The organism is Paracoccus sp. Z118, assembly GCF_019061185.1.
Lineage (GTDB): Bacteria > Pseudomonadota > Alphaproteobacteria > Rhodobacterales > Rhodobacteraceae > Paracoccus.
Genome location: NZ_JAHQZU010000038.1, coordinates 1 through 17,102 on the forward strand (window position 1 = coordinate 1; position 17,102 = coordinate 17,102).

14 protein-coding genes are annotated in these 17,102 nt (G+C 68.8%); 9 read left to right on the forward strand and 5 right to left on the reverse strand.

From position 1 onward, the window contains the following. Both KTN05_RS16055 and KTN05_RS16060 read right to left on the reverse strand, forming a co-directional pair. Positions 1 to 1,475 (reverse strand): hydantoinase B/oxoprolinase family protein (locus KTN05_RS16055; protein WP_217330402.1); only part of this gene is annotated, 1,475 nt, incomplete at its 3' end. Continuing rightward, positions 1,468 to 3,522, reverse strand: coding sequence for a hydantoinase/oxoprolinase family protein (locus KTN05_RS16060; RefSeq protein ID WP_217330403.1), 2,055 nt, complete (start codon positions 3,520 to 3,522; stop codon positions 1,468 to 1,470). The genes KTN05_RS16055 and KTN05_RS16060, both read right to left, overlap by 8 nt. 131 nt (positions 3,523 to 3,653) lie before the next feature. Here KTN05_RS16060 and KTN05_RS16065 point away from each other — a divergent pair, with 131 nt between their 5' ends. Beyond that, a complete protein-coding gene (locus tag KTN05_RS16065) occupies positions 3,654 to 4,385 on the forward strand; it encodes a GntR family transcriptional regulator (RefSeq protein WP_217330404.1) in 732 nt (243 codons plus the stop codon). Here KTN05_RS16065 and KTN05_RS16070 read toward each other — a convergent pair. Then, positions 4,320 to 5,225, reverse strand: a complete 906-nt coding sequence (locus tag KTN05_RS16070; protein ID WP_217330405.1) for a LysR family transcriptional regulator — start codon at positions 5,223 to 5,225, stop codon at positions 4,320 to 4,322. The genes KTN05_RS16065 and KTN05_RS16070 overlap by 66 nt on opposite strands. Positions 5,226 to 5,342: 117 nt before the next feature. Between KTN05_RS16070 and KTN05_RS16075 the strand changes: the two genes are divergently transcribed. The 5 genes from KTN05_RS16075 (at position 5,343) to KTN05_RS18260 (ending at position 11,113) form a co-directional block, all read left to right on the forward strand. After that, entirely contained in the window at positions 5,343 to 6,584 is a 1,242-nt protein-coding gene (locus KTN05_RS16075; RefSeq protein WP_217330406.1) for an FAD-dependent oxidoreductase, read from the forward strand. 10 nt (positions 6,585 to 6,594) lie between these two features. After that, positions 6,595 to 6,855: a sarcosine oxidase subunit delta gene (locus tag KTN05_RS16080; protein ID WP_217330407.1), complete on the forward strand. Its 261-nt coding sequence runs from the start codon at positions 6,595 to 6,597 to the stop codon at positions 6,853 to 6,855. Continuing rightward, entirely contained in the window at positions 6,848 to 9,709 is a 2,862-nt protein-coding gene (locus KTN05_RS16085; protein ID WP_217330408.1) for a 2Fe-2S iron-sulfur cluster-binding protein, read from the forward strand. The genes KTN05_RS16080 and KTN05_RS16085 overlap by 8 nt, the downstream gene beginning before the upstream one ends. 1 nt (position 9,710) lies before the next feature. Further along, complete coding sequence (locus KTN05_RS16090; RefSeq protein WP_217330409.1) at positions 9,711 to 10,235, forward strand: hypothetical protein; 525 nt, start codon at positions 9,711 to 9,713, stop codon at positions 10,233 to 10,235. 65 nt (positions 10,236 to 10,300) lie between these two features. Further along, on the forward strand, positions 10,301 to 11,113 hold the full coding sequence (locus KTN05_RS18260) for a response regulator (protein ID WP_217330410.1): 813 nt from the start codon (positions 10,301 to 10,303) through the stop codon (positions 11,111 to 11,113). Here KTN05_RS18260 and KTN05_RS16100 read toward each other — a convergent pair. Beyond that, positions 11,110 to 13,743: an ATP-binding protein gene (locus KTN05_RS16100; protein WP_217330411.1), complete on the reverse strand. Its 2,634-nt coding sequence runs from the start codon at positions 13,741 to 13,743 to the stop codon at positions 11,110 to 11,112. The two genes, KTN05_RS18260 and KTN05_RS16100, sit on opposite strands and share 4 nt — an antisense overlap. Then, complete coding sequence (locus KTN05_RS16105; protein ID WP_217330412.1) at positions 13,740 to 14,528, reverse strand: ABC transporter substrate-binding protein; 789 nt, start codon at positions 14,526 to 14,528, stop codon at positions 13,740 to 13,742. Before KTN05_RS16105 ends, KTN05_RS16100 begins: the two co-directional genes overlap by 4 nt. 165 nt (positions 14,529 to 14,693) lie before the next feature. On the opposite strand from KTN05_RS16105, the gene KTN05_RS16110 reads away from it, so the two are divergent. The 3 genes from KTN05_RS16110 to KTN05_RS16120 form a co-directional block, all read left to right on the forward strand. Further along, positions 14,694 to 15,536 (forward strand): transporter substrate-binding domain-containing protein, encoded by an 843-nt coding sequence (locus KTN05_RS16110; RefSeq protein WP_217330413.1) that lies wholly within the window; start codon positions 14,694 to 14,696, stop codon positions 15,534 to 15,536. A gap of 12 nt (positions 15,537 to 15,548) precedes the next feature. Continuing rightward, positions 15,549 to 16,304 (forward strand): amino acid ABC transporter permease, encoded by a 756-nt coding sequence (locus KTN05_RS16115; protein ID WP_217330414.1) that lies wholly within the window; start codon positions 15,549 to 15,551, stop codon positions 16,302 to 16,304. Beyond that, positions 16,294 to 17,102 (forward strand): amino acid ABC transporter permease (locus KTN05_RS16120; RefSeq protein ID WP_254368287.1); only part of this gene is annotated, 809 nt, incomplete at its 3' end. The genes KTN05_RS16115 and KTN05_RS16120, both read left to right, overlap by 11 nt.

A 17,102-nucleotide genomic window follows, 5' to 3' on the forward strand; every position in this document is an offset into this window, starting at 1 on the left:
ATGGTGAACGAGCCGGCGGCACCCGGCTGGCCGCCGAACACGCCCCAGGGCTGGTGGCGGAAGCGTTCGCCGACGCCGTTGAACTCGCAGGCGTGGCCGACCGGGCGCAGGGTCCGGCGGATGCCCATGCCGCCGCGATACTCCCCTGCCCCGCCGCTGTCCTCGACCAGCTCATAGCTCTCGACGCGCAGCGGATATTCCTGCTCGATCGCCTCGACGGGCAGGTTCGAGGTGTTGGTGATGTTCACCTGCACCCCGTCCTTGCCGTCCTTGGTCGCCCGCGCGCCCATGCCGCCGCCCAGCGTTTCCAGATAGACATACTGCCGCCCGGTGCGCGGATCGATGCCGGCAAAGACCGCGCTGGTGTTCGCGCCGTTCGCCGCGCCGATCACGCGGTCGGGCAGCGCGGGGGCCAGTGCGCCGATCACGATATCGACGACGCGCTGGCAGGTGTTGGCGCGCAGCGCCACCGCCGCCGGAGAGACGCAGTTCACCAGCGTCCCTTCGGGCGCGAGAATGTCGATGGCGTCAAAGATGCCGTGGTTGTTGGGCACCGCCGGGTCCAGCAGCGCCTTGAGCGCAAAGCAGACTGCCGACTGGGTTGCATTCCACGTCAGGTTGAAGTTGCCCTTCACCTGCGGGTCGGTGCCGCCGAAATCGAAGGTGATGCGGTCGCTCTGCTTGGTGATCTTCAGCGCGATGCGGATGTCCTCGGTCCCCGCCCCGTCATCGTCCAGCACGTCGGCGAACTCATAGCTGCCGTCGGGGACAAGCTCGATGGCCTTGCGCATCCGCGCTTCGGTCCGCGCGACGATCTGCTCGAAGGTCTGCGCGACCCGCTCGGCGCCGAGGCGCGCGATCATCTCCTCCAGTCGCCGCCGGCCCAGCCGGGCGGCCGCGATCTGCGCGTTCAGGTCGCCCTGCCGCTCCTCGGGCAGGCGCATGTTCAGCATGACGAGCCGCCAGACGTCGTCCACAAGCTCGTCCCGGCGGAACAGCCGGACCAACGGGATGCGCAGCCCCTCCTTGTAGATCTCGTCAAGCCCGCCCGACATGGATCCGACCGCCGCGCCGCCCACATCGGCGTGATGGACGATGTTGGCGACAAAGCCGACCAGCCGGTCGCCGTCGAACACCGGCGTCGCCAGGTTGATGTCCGGCAGATGCGTGCCGCCCGCGACATGCGGGTCGTTGCCGATGAAGATGTCGCCCGGCGCGATGCTGCCCCCGAACTGGTCGAGGATATGCCGCATCAGCCCCGACATCGACGCCAGATGGATCGGCAGCGCGTTTTCGGCCTGCGCGATCAGCCGGCCCTGCGCATCGGCGATGGCGGTCGAATGGTCGTGGCGTTCCTTGATGTTGGTCGAGAACGCGCTACGCATGATCGTGAGGAAGCATTCATCCGCGATCGACTTCAGCCCGTTCCAGGTGATCTCGAGCGCGATGGGGTCCATTTCGCCTCTGTCAAGCATGTCCGATCTCCATGATGAGATTCAGGGCCTCGTCCACGCGGATCGTGGCATGGGGCGGCACGACCGTGGTGGAATCGAACTGGCTGATGATGACCGGCCCCTGCAGAGCCGTGCCGACCGGCAGGCCGCCGCGCTCGTAGATCGGGGTATCGACCGGGGCATCCTCGTCGAACCACACCTGCGAGACAGCGACGGGTGCGGCCAGTTCCAGCGGGCCGAGCACATCGTTGCGGCCCTGCAAGAGGCTCGCCAGCGCCTTGGCGCGGACGTTGACGACCTCGATGGGCGCGTCGGGGTCGGCATGGCCATAGGCGCGGCGATGCGCGCCGAGAAAGGCTTCGCGCAGCGCCGCCACGTCGCGCGGGTCGCCCGCGACCTCGACCGACAGTTCGTAGTTCTGGCCGATATAGCGCATGTCGAGGGTCAGAACGACGCGGGTGTCCGCGGTCCCTTCGGCCTCGGCCGCCAGCCACAGGCGCGCGTCCTGCATCAGGTTGCCCGCCGCCACGGCGATGAGGTCGGCCCCGGCCTCAAGCGGCGTGCGGCAGGACGCGACGAAGTTCTCCTGCAGCTCGGCTTCCAGCAGGCCGTCGGCGCACAGGATGCCGGGGGCGCGGGGGATGAGGATCTTCGAGATGGCAAGCGACTGCGCCACATCCGCCGCATGCAGTCCGCCTGCGCCGCCGAAGGGCATCAGCGTGAAGTCGCGCGGATCATGCCCCCGCTCGGTCGAGACCGCCCGGATCGCGCGGGTCATGTTCGACGTAGCGATCCCCGCTATCCCCAGCGCGGCCTTGACCGGGCTGACGCCCAGCTTGTCCGCGATGCCTCGGATCACCGCTTCGGCCTTGCCGGCGTCGATCATCAACCCGCCGCCAGCCAGCGACAGCGGCAAGCGGCCCAGGAAGACGTTGGCGTCCGTCACCGTCGGCTCGGTCCCGCTCTTGCCATAGCAGGCCGGGCCCGGCACCGCGCCCGCGCTTTCGGGGCCGACCTTCATCAGCCCGTCCTTGCCCAGCCGCGCGATCGAGCCGCCACCGGCGCCGACCGTGTGAATATCGACCATCGGCAGGCGGATGCGGAACCCGGCGATCTCGCGGATATGGGTAATTTCGGTGCGGCCGTCGCGGATGAGGCAGACGTCGGTCGAGGTGCCGCCGATATCCAGCGTGATGATGTTGCCGACGTTCGAGGCCGCGCCCGAGGCGGCGGCGCCGACCGCGCCCGCCGCGGGTCCCGACAGCGCCGTGCGCACCGGGAACTGCGCCGCGCGTTCCACCGACATCAGCCCGCCCGCGGACTGGAAGATCCCCAGCCGCGCGTTCGGTGCCGCGGCGTTGATCGACGCCTGCAGGCGGTCCATGTAGCGGCTGACCTCGGGCTGCAGGAAGGCGTTGATGAGCGCGGTCGAGAAGCGCTCGAATTCGCGGAATTCCGGCTGCACCTCGGACGAGATCGACACGTAGAGGTCGGGCCGCACCTGCCGGATCGCCGCCGCGATGCGCTGCTCGTGCTCGGGATTGATGAACGAGAACAGCAGGCAGACGGCAAGGCTCTGGATGCCGTCCAGTTCCGCGATCCGGTTCAGCATGTCCTCGATGCCGGCGTCGGTCAGTTCGGTGATGACCTCGCCCGCGGGGCCGACGCGCTCGGCGACCTCGATCCGGTTGCGGCGTTCGGCCAGCGGCGGCGGGGCATCGGCCTGCAGGTCATAGATCAGCGGCCGCACCTGACGGCCGATCTCCAGCAGGTCGCGGAACCCTTGGGTGGTGACGACCCCGACCTCGGCCCCCTTGCGTTGCAGCAGCGCGTTGGTGGCCACCGTCGTTCCATGGGCGAGGCGGCCGACATCACTGCCGGAGACGCCGACCTTTGCCAGAAGTTCGCTGAATCCCGTGAGGATCGCTTCGGACGGATCGGCGGGGGTGGAAGGGCGCTTGTGGACGACCAACTGCCCGGTCTTGACGTTCCTGGCGGCGAAATCCGTAAAGGTTCCGCCAACGTCCACGCCGACGATCCAGCAGGCCTTGGCTTCCTGATCGAACATTCGGGTCTGTCCTCCCCCGTTGCTTCCTTTCAGCATCCAATCTGTATACTCAAACGGCAAGCAAAAAATCGGCCTTGTTGGCAGAGACGATTCGAGCAAGTTTTTCAGGGTTCTGAGGGCGGACAGCAGCCATGACCGAGCGGGACGGGGCGAGAATCATCCAGATACTGCGCGACTCGATCCTGCGGCTCGAGCTGCGGCCGGGCGTGATTCTCGACGAGGCCGAGCTGGCGCAGCGGCTGGACGTCTCGCGCACCCCGATCCGCGAGGCGATCATCCAGCTGATCGCCGACCGGCTGGTCGTCCGCGAGGGCCGCAAAGCCAAGGTCGCACCGCTGGATTTCGACGACATGCCGAAACTCTACGACGCGCTGCTGATCTCCAGCCGCCTCGTCCATCGCCTCGCCGCCGAGAACCGGACCGACAGGGATCTGCGCGCCATCGCCCGCGAGATGGAGGCGTTCGAGCGGTCCACCCAGGGGGGCGACGGGGTCAGCCGGTCACAGGCGAACGTCGCGTTTCACGCGGCCATCTCGGCCGCCACGGACAATCCCTATATCTCGGCCTTCTACGAGCAGGCCCTGAACGGCACGATCCGGCTTGCCCGCGCGTGTTTCGACGGGCCGAACGAGTTCGGGGACGAGACCACGGGCGAGGATCTGGCCCAGCACCTGGCCGAGACGCGCGCCCAGCATCGGGGCATGTACGAGGCGATCAGGGCGCAGGATATCGAAGCCTCGGACCGGCTGGCCGTGGATCACTACACCCTGACCAAGAAGCGGATCATACAGGTTCTTTCAAAGCAGTCCCCGGCCCTGTCCGGGATCGCGGACCTGACCCTCGACAGCTGGAAAATGCCCTGAGACCCAAGCCATGAAATCGCGCACCGCCGCGGTTTCCTTGCGCATGAGGTTCCGGCTCATCGCCAGGACCAGCGGCACCGGAACCCCGTCGCCGATGGGCGCGACCAGCCGCCCCTCGGCCAAAGGCCGCTGCGCATAGGTGCCATAGATAACCGTCACACCCGCCCCCGAGGCGGCAAGCTCGATGGCCGACAGCGCGTTATCGACCCGGATCGGCGGCAGCCGGGGGCGGCGCGGGCGGTGCGTCCGCTCGGACCAGATGTCCCACAGCGAATGCCTGCCCTGCACTTCGATCTGGGGCAGCTCATCCACGTCCAGCTGGCCGGAATGCTGCGGCCCGCCGACCAGCACCAGCGTCTCGCGCGCCAGCACCACCGCCTCGGGCGGCAGATAGGCCGCGTCCATGACGCCAAAGCTGAGATCGGCCAGTTCGCTGTTCGGATCGGTCCAGATCGCGCTGTTCAACTGCACCGCAACCCCCCGGTGCTGCGCGAGAAAGCCCGGCAGGCGCGGGCCGAGCCAGAGGTTGAGAAACGAGATCGGGGCCGAGATCGTCAGCGACTGGTGCAGCCTGCGCCCGGTCAGCCCCCGCGTCGCCGCCTCGGCGATGTCCAGCGCCTGCATGATCCCCGGCAGGAACGCCTTGCCGGCTGAACTCAGCTCCAGCCCGCTGGCCCGCCGGTGGAACAGCGGCCGGCCGAAATACTGCTCGAGCCCGCGCACCCGCTGGCTGATGGCGGCCTGGGTGCAGTTCAGCTCCTCGGCGGCGCGGGTGAAGCTGAGGTGACGGGCCGCTGCCTCGAAGGCCTGAAGCTGGACCAGATGGGGCAGTTCGCGCATGTGCCTCTCCGCTGCGGTTGGCCGGTCATAACGGAAACGGGGTCTCAGGGCCATGATCCGTTTCTTGTGACGCAGCCGCCGATGCCGCTACCTGCCCGCAACCGGAAGGAGCGCCCGATGCCGTTTGCCCTGCTCAGATATGGCCTGGCCTCGAAACACAGGCCCTTTCGCGACCTGCCGCCGACCCCGGACCTGAAGCGCAGCTATGACGTGGTCATCATCGGCGGCGGCGGGCACGGGCTGGCCGCGGCATACTACCTGTCGAACCACCACGGCATCCGGTCCATCGCCGTGCTGGAAAAGGGCTATCTCGCCGGCGGCAACACGGCGCGGAACACGACGACGATCCGGTCGAACTATCTGACGCAGCCCTCGATCCGCTTCTACAAGGAGGCGGTCTCGCTTTACGAGACCATGTCCTCGGACCTCGGCTTCAACGTCATGTTCTCGCAGCGCGGGCAGCTGACGCTCGCGCATTCCGAAGCGACGATGCGCAGCTTTCACCTGCGCGCCGCGATGGGCAAGCATTTGGGCACTCGCATCGAGGTGGTGGACCCCCAGACGGTGCGCGAGCTTTGCCCGCATCTGAACATGGATATCGGCGGCCAGCATGAGGTGCTGGGCGGCCTCTGGCACGCCGACGGCGGCACGGCGCGGCATGACGCCGTCGCCTGGGGTTATGCCAAGCGTGCGGCGGAAAAGGGCGTCGAGATCCATCAGCGCACCACCGTCACCGCGATCCGCACGGCGGGCGACAAGGTGACGGAAGTCGTGACCGACCGCGGCACGATCCGCGCGGGGCAGGTGATGCAGGCGGCGGGCGGGCTGAACGGACAGATGGCGGAGCTGGCGGGCTTTCCCCTGCCGATCCGCTGCATGACGCTGCAGGCGATGGTGTCCCAGCCCCTGAAGCCCTTCCTCGACACACTGGTCTCGTCGGCCAACCTGCACACCTATCTGGTGCAATCCTCGCGCGGCGAGATCGTGATCGGCGGCGCCTCGGACCCCTATCAACTGGCCTCGACCCGCTCGACCTTCGACCAGAAGGAGCATCTGGCCGAAGGCGCGCTGCATCTGTTCCCCTTCCTGCACAATGTCCGGCTGCTGCGGCAATGGGCGGGGATCGTCGATACGACGCCCGACTACAGCCCGATCATGGGCGCCTCGCCGCTTCAGAACTACTGGCTGGATGCGGGCTGGGGCACGTACGGGTTCAAGGCGACGCCCGTTTCCGGGAAATACATGGCGCAAACCATCGCCACCGGCCGCGTGCCCGACATGATCGCCCCCTTTGCGCTCGACCGCTTCGACAGGTTCGCCCTGCTGAACGAGATGGGCGCGACGGCGGCCAGCCACTGAGAGGGACGCGATGAAACGCCTGACCTGCCCGATGAACGGTGTGCGCGACATTTCCGAGTTCCAGTATCTCGGCCCCGTGCGCCGCACCCGCCCCGACGACGCGGACGCGGTGACCCGGCACCTGTTCTATATCGAGAACCCCGTCGGTCCGATGATCGAATGGTGGCGGCACCGCCCGTCGAACACGGTCTTTCTGGCCGAGCGCCACACCGGCACCGACGAGATTTTCCGCACCTGGCTTCCCGATGGATCGGAGCAGCAGAATGACTGAACGCCTGAACGCCCCTTGGGGCAGCCGGATCGACCGCTCGCGCCGGCTGGATTTCAGCTTCGACGGCAAGCCGGCGCAGGGTTTCGCGGGCGACACCGTGGCCAGCGCGCTGCTGGGCTCGGACCGCTGGGTGCTGTCGCGGTCCTTCAAGTATCACCGCCCGCGCGGGCCGCTGACCATGGCCGGGCAGGATTCCAACACGCTGGTCCAGATCGGGGCCGAACCGAACGTGCTGGCCGACCGCCATCCGCTGGCGGCGGGGCTGGCGGTCTCGGCGCAGAACACGACCCACGGCGCCGACCGCGACCTGAACAGCGCGCTCGACCGCTTTGGCCGCTTCATGCCGGTGGGGTTCTACTACCGCACCTTCTTCGGCCCGCGGAAAAGCAGCTGGCTGCGCTATTGGGAACCGCTGATCCGCAAATCGGCGGGCCTCGGGCGCATCGACACCGCCCTGCCGCCCGCGCACTACCGCAAGCAGAACCTGCATTGCGACGTTCTGGTGGTGGGGGCAGGCCCCGCAGGCATGGCCGCGGCCCGCACCGCGGCCCTCGCGGGGGCCGAGGTGGTGCTGGTCGATTCCGAACCCGAGACCGGCGGCGCGCTGACCTATGGCCGCTATGCGGACAGCCTGCTGCGTGAACAGCGCGAGGCGCTGGAAAGCGCAGGCGTGCGCATCCTGCTGGGGGCGACCTGCAACGGCTGGTTCGCGGACAACTTCCTCCCCGTGCTGCAGGGCGACCTGCTCTGGCGCATCCGCGCGGCGCAGGTGGTGATCGCGGCGGGCACGCAGGAGCAGCCGCTGGTCTTCCGCAACAACGATCTGCCCGGCATCGTGACCGCGTCCGCCGTGCAGCGGATGCTGCGGCATTACGGGGTCCGCCCGGCCAGCCGCTCCGTGGTCTTCGCCGGCACGCCGCATGGCGCGATGGCGGCGCTGGATCTTGCCGAGGCCGGAGTTCCCGTCGCCGCCGTGCTGGTCCCGGCCGAGGCGCGGTTGCCCGAGGCGCTGCTGTCGGAACTGCGGGCCGAAGGTCTGCGGATCGTGGAAGCGGCCTCCGTCGTGGGCGCGCAGGGCACCCGCGGCAACCGCCGCCTGAAATCCCTGCGGATCGAGACGCCCGCCGGGCAGGAGAGCTTGCACTGCGACCTCGCCGTGATCGACGCGGGCTCCACCCCCGGCTATCAGCTTCCGCTGCACGCGGGGGCGAAGCTGGGCTTTGACGAGGTGAGCCAGACCTATTCGCTGACGAACCTGCCCGCCTCGATGCGTCTGGCCGGATCGGTCGCGGGCATCCACGGGATCGACAGCGTGATCCGCAGCGGCGAGATCGCCGGCAGCAATGCCGCCCGCGCGCTGGGGCTTGCAGCGGACGCACCGCCCGCCCTGCCGGACGCTGACGCCGGTTTCCACCGCACCTATCCCGTGCCCCCCGCCCACAATCAGGGTCGCGACTTCATCGACTTCGACGAGGATCTGCAGGTCAAGGACATCGTGAACGCCGTCGCGGACGGCTATGCCGAACTGGAGCTGGTCAAGCGGTATTCCACCGTCGGCATGGGCCCCTCGCAGGGTCGCCATTCGGCGCTGGCGACGGCAAAGATCGTGGCGGAAGCCACCGGCCGCAGCGTGGCGCAGATCGGCATCACGACCTCGCGCCCGCCCTTCGGACCGGAAAAGCTGGGGCTGCTCGCCGGTCCGCAGCACAACCACGCGCGGCTGACGCCGATGGACGGCTGGCACCGGGACGCGGGCGCGAAGATGATCCCGGCGGGGATCTGGTGGCGGCCGCTCTATTACGGAGCCTCCGCCGAGGTGGTGGCCGATGAAATCCGCACCGTGCGCGACGGCGTGGGGATGCTGGACGTCTCGACCTTGGGCAAGCTCGCGGTGCGCGGCCCCGACGCGGGCGCGTTCCTCGACCGCATCTACACGATGGCGCATGAAAAGCAGCCGGTCGGCCGGGTCCGCTATTGCCTGATGCTGAACGAGATGGGCTCGGTCATCGACGACGGCGTGGCCTACCGGATCGGACCCGAGGAGTTCTACGTCACCGCCACCACCGGCGCCGTGGACCGGGTGTTCGCGGAGATGAGCCTGCTCAACGCCCAGTGGCGGATGAAGGTGGACATCCAGAACATCACCGCCGCCTTCGCCGCGATCAACGTGACCGGCCCGAAGGCGCGGCAGGTGCTTCAGGCGCTGGAAAGCGACATCGACCTGACTGCGGACGGGTTCCCCTATCTCGAAGGCCGAACCGGCCATCTCGCCGGCTGCCCCGTGCGGATCATGCGGATCGGCTTCACCGGCGAGCTGAGCTATGAGCTGCACACGCCGCGCTCCTATGCGCTGACCCTGTGGAACGCCTTGCTGGAGGCGGGCGCGCCGCAAGGGCTGAAGCCCTACGGTCTGGAAGCCTCGCGCATCCTGCGGCTGGAAAAGGGGCATATCATCATCGGGCAGGACACCGACGCGCTTTCCTCGCCCGACGAGTTGGGGATGGAATGGGCGCTGTCGAAGAAGAAGCCGTATTACATCGGCAAGCCCGCCGTCGAGAAGCGGCGCGGGCTGGGGCTTCAACGCGCCCTCATCCGCTTCGAGCTGTCGCCGGAAGACGGGGCGAAGCTGGGCGAATCCTGCCTCGTCCTTCGCGGCGGGGAACCTGCGGGCTTCGTCACCTCGATCGGCGTCTCGCCCGGCCTCGGCAGGATGATCGGCCTGGCCTATGCCCACCCCGAGGACAACCGGCCGGGCGCTCGGATCACCCTCCGCGACCGCGCCGGGACCAATGTAGAGGCGACCGTCGTCGCCCACGCCTTCTACGACCCTGAGAACAAGCGGCAGGAGATGTGACATGGCTGCGATGACCTCCATCCGCCACTTCCCCCTGACCGGCCTGCCCCCGGCGGCAACGCCCGGCGGCTTCATCCTCGACCGCACCGCATGGCCCCGGAAGGGCCTGCGCGGCGCCGGCACCCCGGCGTGGTGCGCGGCGGCCGGCCTGCCCTTCCCGGGCCGGGTCAACACCGTCGCGCAAAGCCACGGGCTGCGCATCGCCCGGCTCGGCAGCTTCGAGCTGCTGATCGTCCCCGACAGCCGCAGCGCCGCCATTCCCGATGCGCCCGGAATCCCCGACGCGTTCGACGGCTACCGCGACGAAAGCTGGGCGTGGCTCCGGGTGGAGCGGCCGGAATGGCGCGACCTGCTGGCCCCGCTGACCTCGACCGACCTGAGCCCCCGCAGCGCCCCGGCGGGATCGGTGGTGCAGACCCGGCTCGCCACCCTCGACGCGGTCCTGCTGATTGAGGATGACGCCGTGGACATCTTCGCGGACATCGCCTCGACCGACTTCCTGCTCGCCCTTCTGGGCGAGGGCTGACGACAAACGTGCGCTCGCCCCGCGCAGCCGGTAGAAGCGTGAGACCGGAACCCGCGGGGAGCTTCATGTCGTCACTCAAGCGCAACCTTCCGCCCCTCACCAGCATCATCGTGTTCGAGGCGGCGGCCCGGCTCGGCAGCTTCTCGGACGCCGCGCGCGAGTTGAACGTGACGCGCGAGGCCGTCAGCCGGCAGATCCGGGCGCTGGAGACGCATCTCGGCCTTTCGCTGTTCGAGCGGAACGCCAACGCCACCACGCTGCGCGAATGGAGCCGGCCCTATTACGAGGCCATCTCGGCCAGCCTCGAAAGCATGGCCCGCGCCTCGCAGATGATCTGCGGCATGGACGACGCGGAGGCCGAGCAGCCCGCCGACACGCAGGCGCTGGCGGACGAGGGCGAGCGGGCGCGGATTCTGGTGGTGGACGACATGCCGGCCAATATCCGGCGGCTGCATGACGTGCTGCGGGGCCGCTATGACGTCGTGGCCCATACCAGCGCCGGCGAGGCGCTGAACTGGCTCGCCTCGGGCGGGCGGGCCGATCTGGCGATGCTGGACGTCCACATGCCCGAGATGGCGGGCTATGCGCTCTGCCGCCGGATCAAGCTGGACCCGCAGCATTCGCGGATGCCGGTGGTGTTCCTGACCAGCCTAGACGCGCCGCAGGACGAGACGGCGGGGTTCGAGGCGGGCGCCTGCGACTACATCGCCCGGTCCACCGCCCCGGCCGTGCTGCTGGCGCGGATCGGGGTGCAGCTTGAGTTGCGCCAGACCTCGGCGGCGCTGGAGCACCTGCTGGCCCGCCGCGCCGACCGGCTGGACCAGGCCGAGGCGCTGCTGGCCGAGATCGGCCAGAAGATCGCCGATTACGGCAGCTAGGCGTTTTCCAGCAGGTTTGCGGCCCGGCGGAAATCCAGCCGCGCCGCCGCCTCGCGCAACTCCGCCCCCCGGCGGGCGGGCAAGCGGGGAACGAGTTCTTCCAGCATGTCGAAGCCCGTCATCTCGTGCCGGCGCAGGGCCGCGAGGCAGTCGCCCAGCAGGGAGTGGGGCCGTTCGCCCGCCCGGTCCGCAGGCTCGGGCGCGGGGGGCAGCGCCGTCTCCAGCCGGTCCAGCGCGGCCAGAACGCGGGCGGGATCGTGCGGGGTTTCGCGGCAGGCGGCGTGAAGCTCGGCCGCGCCAAGCTGGATCGCCGCGCCGCAGATCGCGTGCAGCGTCTCGGCCGGCGGGGCGCCCCCGTCCAGCATCGCACGCCAGGCCGCGATCTCGGCCGGGAGCATCGACAGCCATTTCGCGGCCAGCGCCCGGTCGCCCCCCGCATTGCGTTCCAGAACGGCACGGTCCAGCGGCGGCCGGGCAAGGTCCAGCACCTCGGACAAAGTGTTCAGCAGCGTGCTCGCGGTCAGGGGCTTCGCCACAAACCCGGCAAATCCCGCCACCTCGCAGGCGCGGCGCGTTTCGGTCGAGACATCGGCGCTGGAAGCCACGACGGGGATGTCACCGAGGCCCTGCTGGCGCAGTTCGCGGACGGTGGCGAAGCCGTCCATGCCGGGCATGTGCAGGTCGGTCAGGATCAGGTCCGGGCGGGCGCCGGTCAGCAGCCCCAGCGCCTCGGCGCCGCCGGCCGCGGCCGTGACCCGCACCCCGGCGCGGGCCAGCAGGGATTCGGTGACGGCCCGGTTGATCGGCTGATCCTCGATCAGCAGGACGCGGCGCTCGCGCAGGCCGAGGACGATTTCGGCAGCGGCAGGGCAAGGCGCGGCTTCCGAAAGGGCACTGCGAATTGCCGCGCGAAGTTCGCGGTGGGTCAGCGCCAGCGGCAGGGTCTCGGTCTTGCCCGCAGGGCCGGTGAGCAGCAGGCCCTCTCCCGGCAGGTGGTCGAGGACCAGCCCCTCCTGTTCCTCGATCGCCGGAAGGCGGTGCAGCAGATGGGACACCCGGCGCCGCGCCCGGCCTTCCAGCAGATCGAGGCGCGGGCGCGGGACCGGCGCGGGCGCGGCCCCCGCCTCCTCTTTCAGGGGCAGGTCCAGCACGAACAGGCTGCCCCGGCCAAGATGGCTGCGAAGCCGCAGCCCGCCGCCCATCCCCTCGGCCATCTGCCGGGCGATGGAGAGGCCGAGGCCCGTGCCGGAGACGCGGCGCGAGGTCGTCTCGTCGCCCTGCGTGAACGGCGCGAAGATCGCCTCCTGATGTTCGGGCGCGATGCCGGGGCCGGTGTCCATGACGAGGAAACGCAGCCGGTCGCCGCGCCGGTAGATCCGCAGGCGGATGCGGCCCGTGGCCGTGAACTTCACCGCGTTGCTGGTCAGGTTGAGCAGCACCTGCATGACCCGCTGCGGATCGCCCCGGACGCGGGCCGGCACGTCGGGGGCGATGTCGCCTTCCAGCATGACCGGGCGCTTGCCGATCAGGACGCGGGTCTGGGACATCACCTCGTCGAACACGTCCTCGGGGGCGAAGGCCACCCGCTCGAACACCATCCGGCCGGCTTCCAGCTTGGACAGGTCCAGCACGGTGTCGATGCTGCCCAGAAGCTGCCGCGCCGCGCTGCGCATGTCCGAGACATGGCGCTGCGCGGCGGCGGGCAGGTTCTCGGCCAGGATCAGCTCGGACAGGCCGGTGATCGCGTTGAGCGGGGTGCGCAGCTCATGGCTCATATTGGCGAGGAAGGCCGATTTCGCGCGCGACGCCGCCAGCGCGTCGTTGCGGGCCAGCACCAGTTCGGCGGTGCGCTGGTCCACCTCCTCGCGCAGGTTGTCGCGGTAACGCTCCATCCGGCCGACGGTCAGCGTGAAGTCGCGGGCGAGGCTCGCGATCTCATCGTCGCGGCTGTCCGACAGAAGCTCCGCCGCCTTGCCTTTCAGGCGGAACCGGCCGCCCCCGCGCTGTGCCCGCGCCGCCCCGCTGAGCGCGTTCAGCGGGCGGATGATGAGGCTGCGGATCAGCACGAACAGGATGCCCGCGATCAGCAGCGCCTGAAGAACGGTGGTGGCGACGACGGTCATCGCCCGGTGGCCGAGTTCGTCGTAAAGCTCGGCGAAGGACAGGTCCACGATCAGCCGGGCGATCGGCTCGCGCGTGCGCGGGGCCGACAGGTCCAGCGCCAGCCGGTCCGACAGCCAGTCCTGCGGGACCAGCCGGTTCAGCGCCCAGCGGGCATCTTCGGGCTTGTCCGTTTGCGCGGCGAGCGGGCCGATATTCACCGCCCGCAGATCCTCGGCCGAAATGACGAGATCGCGGATCGAGACCGACCGGACCAGCGGCGCCTCGGCCAGCCGGTCCAGCGTCGTCTGCGTGGCGGCGAGGTCCAGGTCCCAGTAGGCGCTTTCAAGCTGCGGGACGGCAGCGCGGATCAGCCGCTCGGAGTTCTCGATCGCGCTGGCGAAGCTGCGGCGGAAATCGCCGTAAGCGGTGATCCCGCCCAGCCCGAGGCCCGAGACGACGCTGATCAGCACGCTGGCCAGCGCGATCTGCCGGGCGATGCTGCCGCTTGCCGGACGCCGCATCCTCATCTCTCCCGGTAGCGGTCGAGGATGCGGTCGATCCGTCCATCCTCGCTCATCCGGGCAAGGACGGGCTGGAGCAGCGCGGATTTCTCGGCCCCAGCCGGATCGCGGCGGAACGCGGCGTAGCGCGGCTGCTCGTCCAGCGCGGTCGGCAGGATACGGACGCGGCCCCGCACCCCAAGCGAGGCGGCGGCGTGCAGCAGGTTCGCCTCGCCGCCGAGAATCACCGTCGCCCGACCCAGCAGCAGCTTGCGCAGGCTGGTCTCGTCATCCTTGGAGCCTTCACGGATGAAACCGTGCGCGCGGTCGAAGCCGGGACCGTAGGTGAAGCCGTCCACCGTCCCCACGACCTGTCCGGCCAGCCCGCTGAATCCGTCGCTGTCCTGCAGCGGCGAGTCAGCCAGCACCATGAAGACCAGCCGCGTCGTCCGCATCGGCCCGGTCATGTGCCATTCGCGCGCCCGGCGCGGCGTCAGCGTCAACTGGAACAGCCCGTCCGACGCGCCGGATTCAAAGGCGATGATGCCGCGCTGCCAAGGCAAAGGCAGCATCCGCATGGTGATTCCAAGCTCGCGCGTGGCTTCCGCCATGATGTCGATGTCCAGGCCGACGAACTTCCCGCCGCTGAGATGGTTGTAGGGGGGGAAATGCTCCATCGCGATCATGGTCCACTCGCCCGCGCCCGCGATGGCAAGGCGGGGCGCGGCGAGGGTCGAAAGGCTCGCGGCCGCAAGCCCGGCCATGAACCGGCGGCGGCCGAGCGGCGCGGGGCCGGGCGCTGTCAACGACATGAAGGTTTCCGCGTGTGCGGGCGGATCGGGGACATGGCAGGCGCGGCTTCCTCGGGCAGGCGATGGCGGACCGAAAACTTGCCCTGTCAGGGCAAGAATTTAGTCTCTCATACCCCAAAACTGTTGCGTGTTAGCAACCCTCCCATGTTCACAGGGAGTGGAGCCATGAAAAAAATACTCGTCGCCATGATCGCAACGACGACCGCGCTGTCGCCCGTCGCCGCCGCGGCCGAGGCCTGCACCAATGCCGGCCTCACGCGCGTGCTGGATCGCGGCACGCTGATCGCCGGCGTCAAGGCCGACTACAAGCCCTGGGGCTATCGCGAGACCGACGGCTCGGTCGTCGGGCTGGAAATCGACCTCGCGCAGAAGGTCGCGGACACGCTGGGCGTGGGGCTGGAACTGGTGCCGGTGATCGCCTCGAACCGGATGCAGTTCCTGCAGCAGGGTCAGATCGACCTGATGATCGCCACCATGACCGACACCGCGGATCGCCGCGAGATGGTCGGTATCAAGGGGCCGAACTACTACGCCTCGGGCACCGCTGCGCTGACGCCCAAGGCGCTGGGGATGACCTCGTGGGACGAGCTGAACGGCAAGCCGGTCTGCGGCGTTCAGGGCGCGTTCTACCTGCAGAAGATCGAACAGGAATACGGCGCCACCATCGTGGCGTTCGGCAACGCGGCCGAGGGCAAGCAGGCGCTGCGCGACAAGAAATGCGTGGCGTTCGTCTATGACGACACCACCATCGGCGCCGACTACGCGGCCGGCGGCTGGGACGATTTCGAGATCTCGCTGCCGATCGAGGATTACGCGCCCTGGGGCATCGCCGTCGCCAAGGCCGAGGAAAACTGCGCCCTCGGCCAGATCGTCTCGGGGCTGCAATACCAGTGGCACCGCGACGGCACGCTGATCGAACTGGAAGAGAAATGGGGCGTCAGCCACAGCCCCTTCCTGGCCGAGATGCACGAGCGCTACGGCGACCCGCTGGCGCAAGCGGCGCAGTAAGGCCGGGAACCGATGATCGAGGGAATGCAGGAGTTCTTCCGGGAACTGGCCGCGTCGTCGCCGCACTGGAACTTCATCTGGCTCTATGACGAACGTCAGATGGCGCGGGTGCTGTCCGGTCTTTGGATGACGATCAAGCTCAGCATCGCCTGCCTGATCTTCTCGGTCATCATCGGCATCGTGGGGGCATGGGCGCAGGGGGCGAAAAGCCGCCTCCTGCGCGGACTGGTGGCGGCGTATGTGCAGTTCTTCCGCAACACGCCGCCGCTGGTCCAGCTGCTCTTCTTCTATTTCGCGCTGGGGCAGCTGACCCCCAGCTACAGCCCCGACGGCTGGACCGAGATCCCGATCATCTCGAACGTGGGCTGGGCGATCATTTCGCTGTCGTTCTTCGCCGGCGCGTTCAACATCGAGATCTTCCGCGCCGGCATCGAGGCGGTGCCCGACTCGACCCGCGAGGCATCCGAATCGCTGGGGATGAGCCGGCTGATGACCTACAACAACGTCGTCTTTCCGCTGGCCTTCCGCATCTCGATGCCCGCGCTGACCGCGAACCTGGTCAACCTCGTCAAGACGACGAACCAGGCCTATGCGATCGCGGTGCCCGAACTGCTCTACCAGTCGGTGTCGATCTGGAACGACTACCCCTCGGCCCAGAACCCGACCATGCTTCTGCTGCTGGTGCTGTATCTTGGCCTCGTCGGCATCGTGTCGGCCGGCATGGGCCGGTGGGAACGCAAGATGAGGATTCCCGGCTATGGCGCGTAAGACCCCCGTTCCGATGGCGCCAGTCAGGGGCGCGCTGCCGGTGCTGCTGCCCTTCACCCCGCGCGGCCCCGCCTATGACGACTTCTTCCTGGTGCGCTGGCTGGCCTCGATCCCTGCGGCGTGGCTGCTGCTGATCGCGGCGCTGTTCCCCTTTGCGGTGATGGCGCAGTCGGGCCGCGACACCGCCTCCGCCTTCGAGGCGCTGATCCGCTGGGCGCCGTTCCTGTTCACGGAGGGGTTCCTGTTCAACGTGCTGATCTCGGTCCTCGCCATGGCGCTGGGGACCGCGGTCGGGGCGCTGGCCGGATTGGGCCTCATCTCGCGCAACCGGGTGCTGCGCGGCATCGTGCAGGTCTATGTCACCTTCTTCCGCAACGTGCCGTGGCTGGTCCTGCTGTTCATCATCCTGCTGGGCCTGCCGTTCCAGATGCAGGCATTCGGGACCACGATCCCCCTGCCCGGCTGGATCAAGGTGGTGATCGGCCTCGCCCTGCCGGTCTCGGCCAACATCGCCGAGGTCGTGCGCGGCGCGATCCAGTCGGTGCCGACCGCCCAGTGGGAGGGTGCCGAATCGCTGGGCTTCACCCGCCAGCAGACCATCTGGCAGATCATCCTGCCGCAATGCGTCAAGCGGATGCTGCCGCCGTGGATGAACTGGTATGCGATCATGACCATGTCCACGCCGCTCGCCTCGCTGCTGGGTGTGAACGAGATCATCAGCCTGACCCGTCAGGCGATGGAGGCCGAGGGCAACTACCCCGAGCTTCTGATGCCCTTCTACAGCTTCGCGCTGCTGCT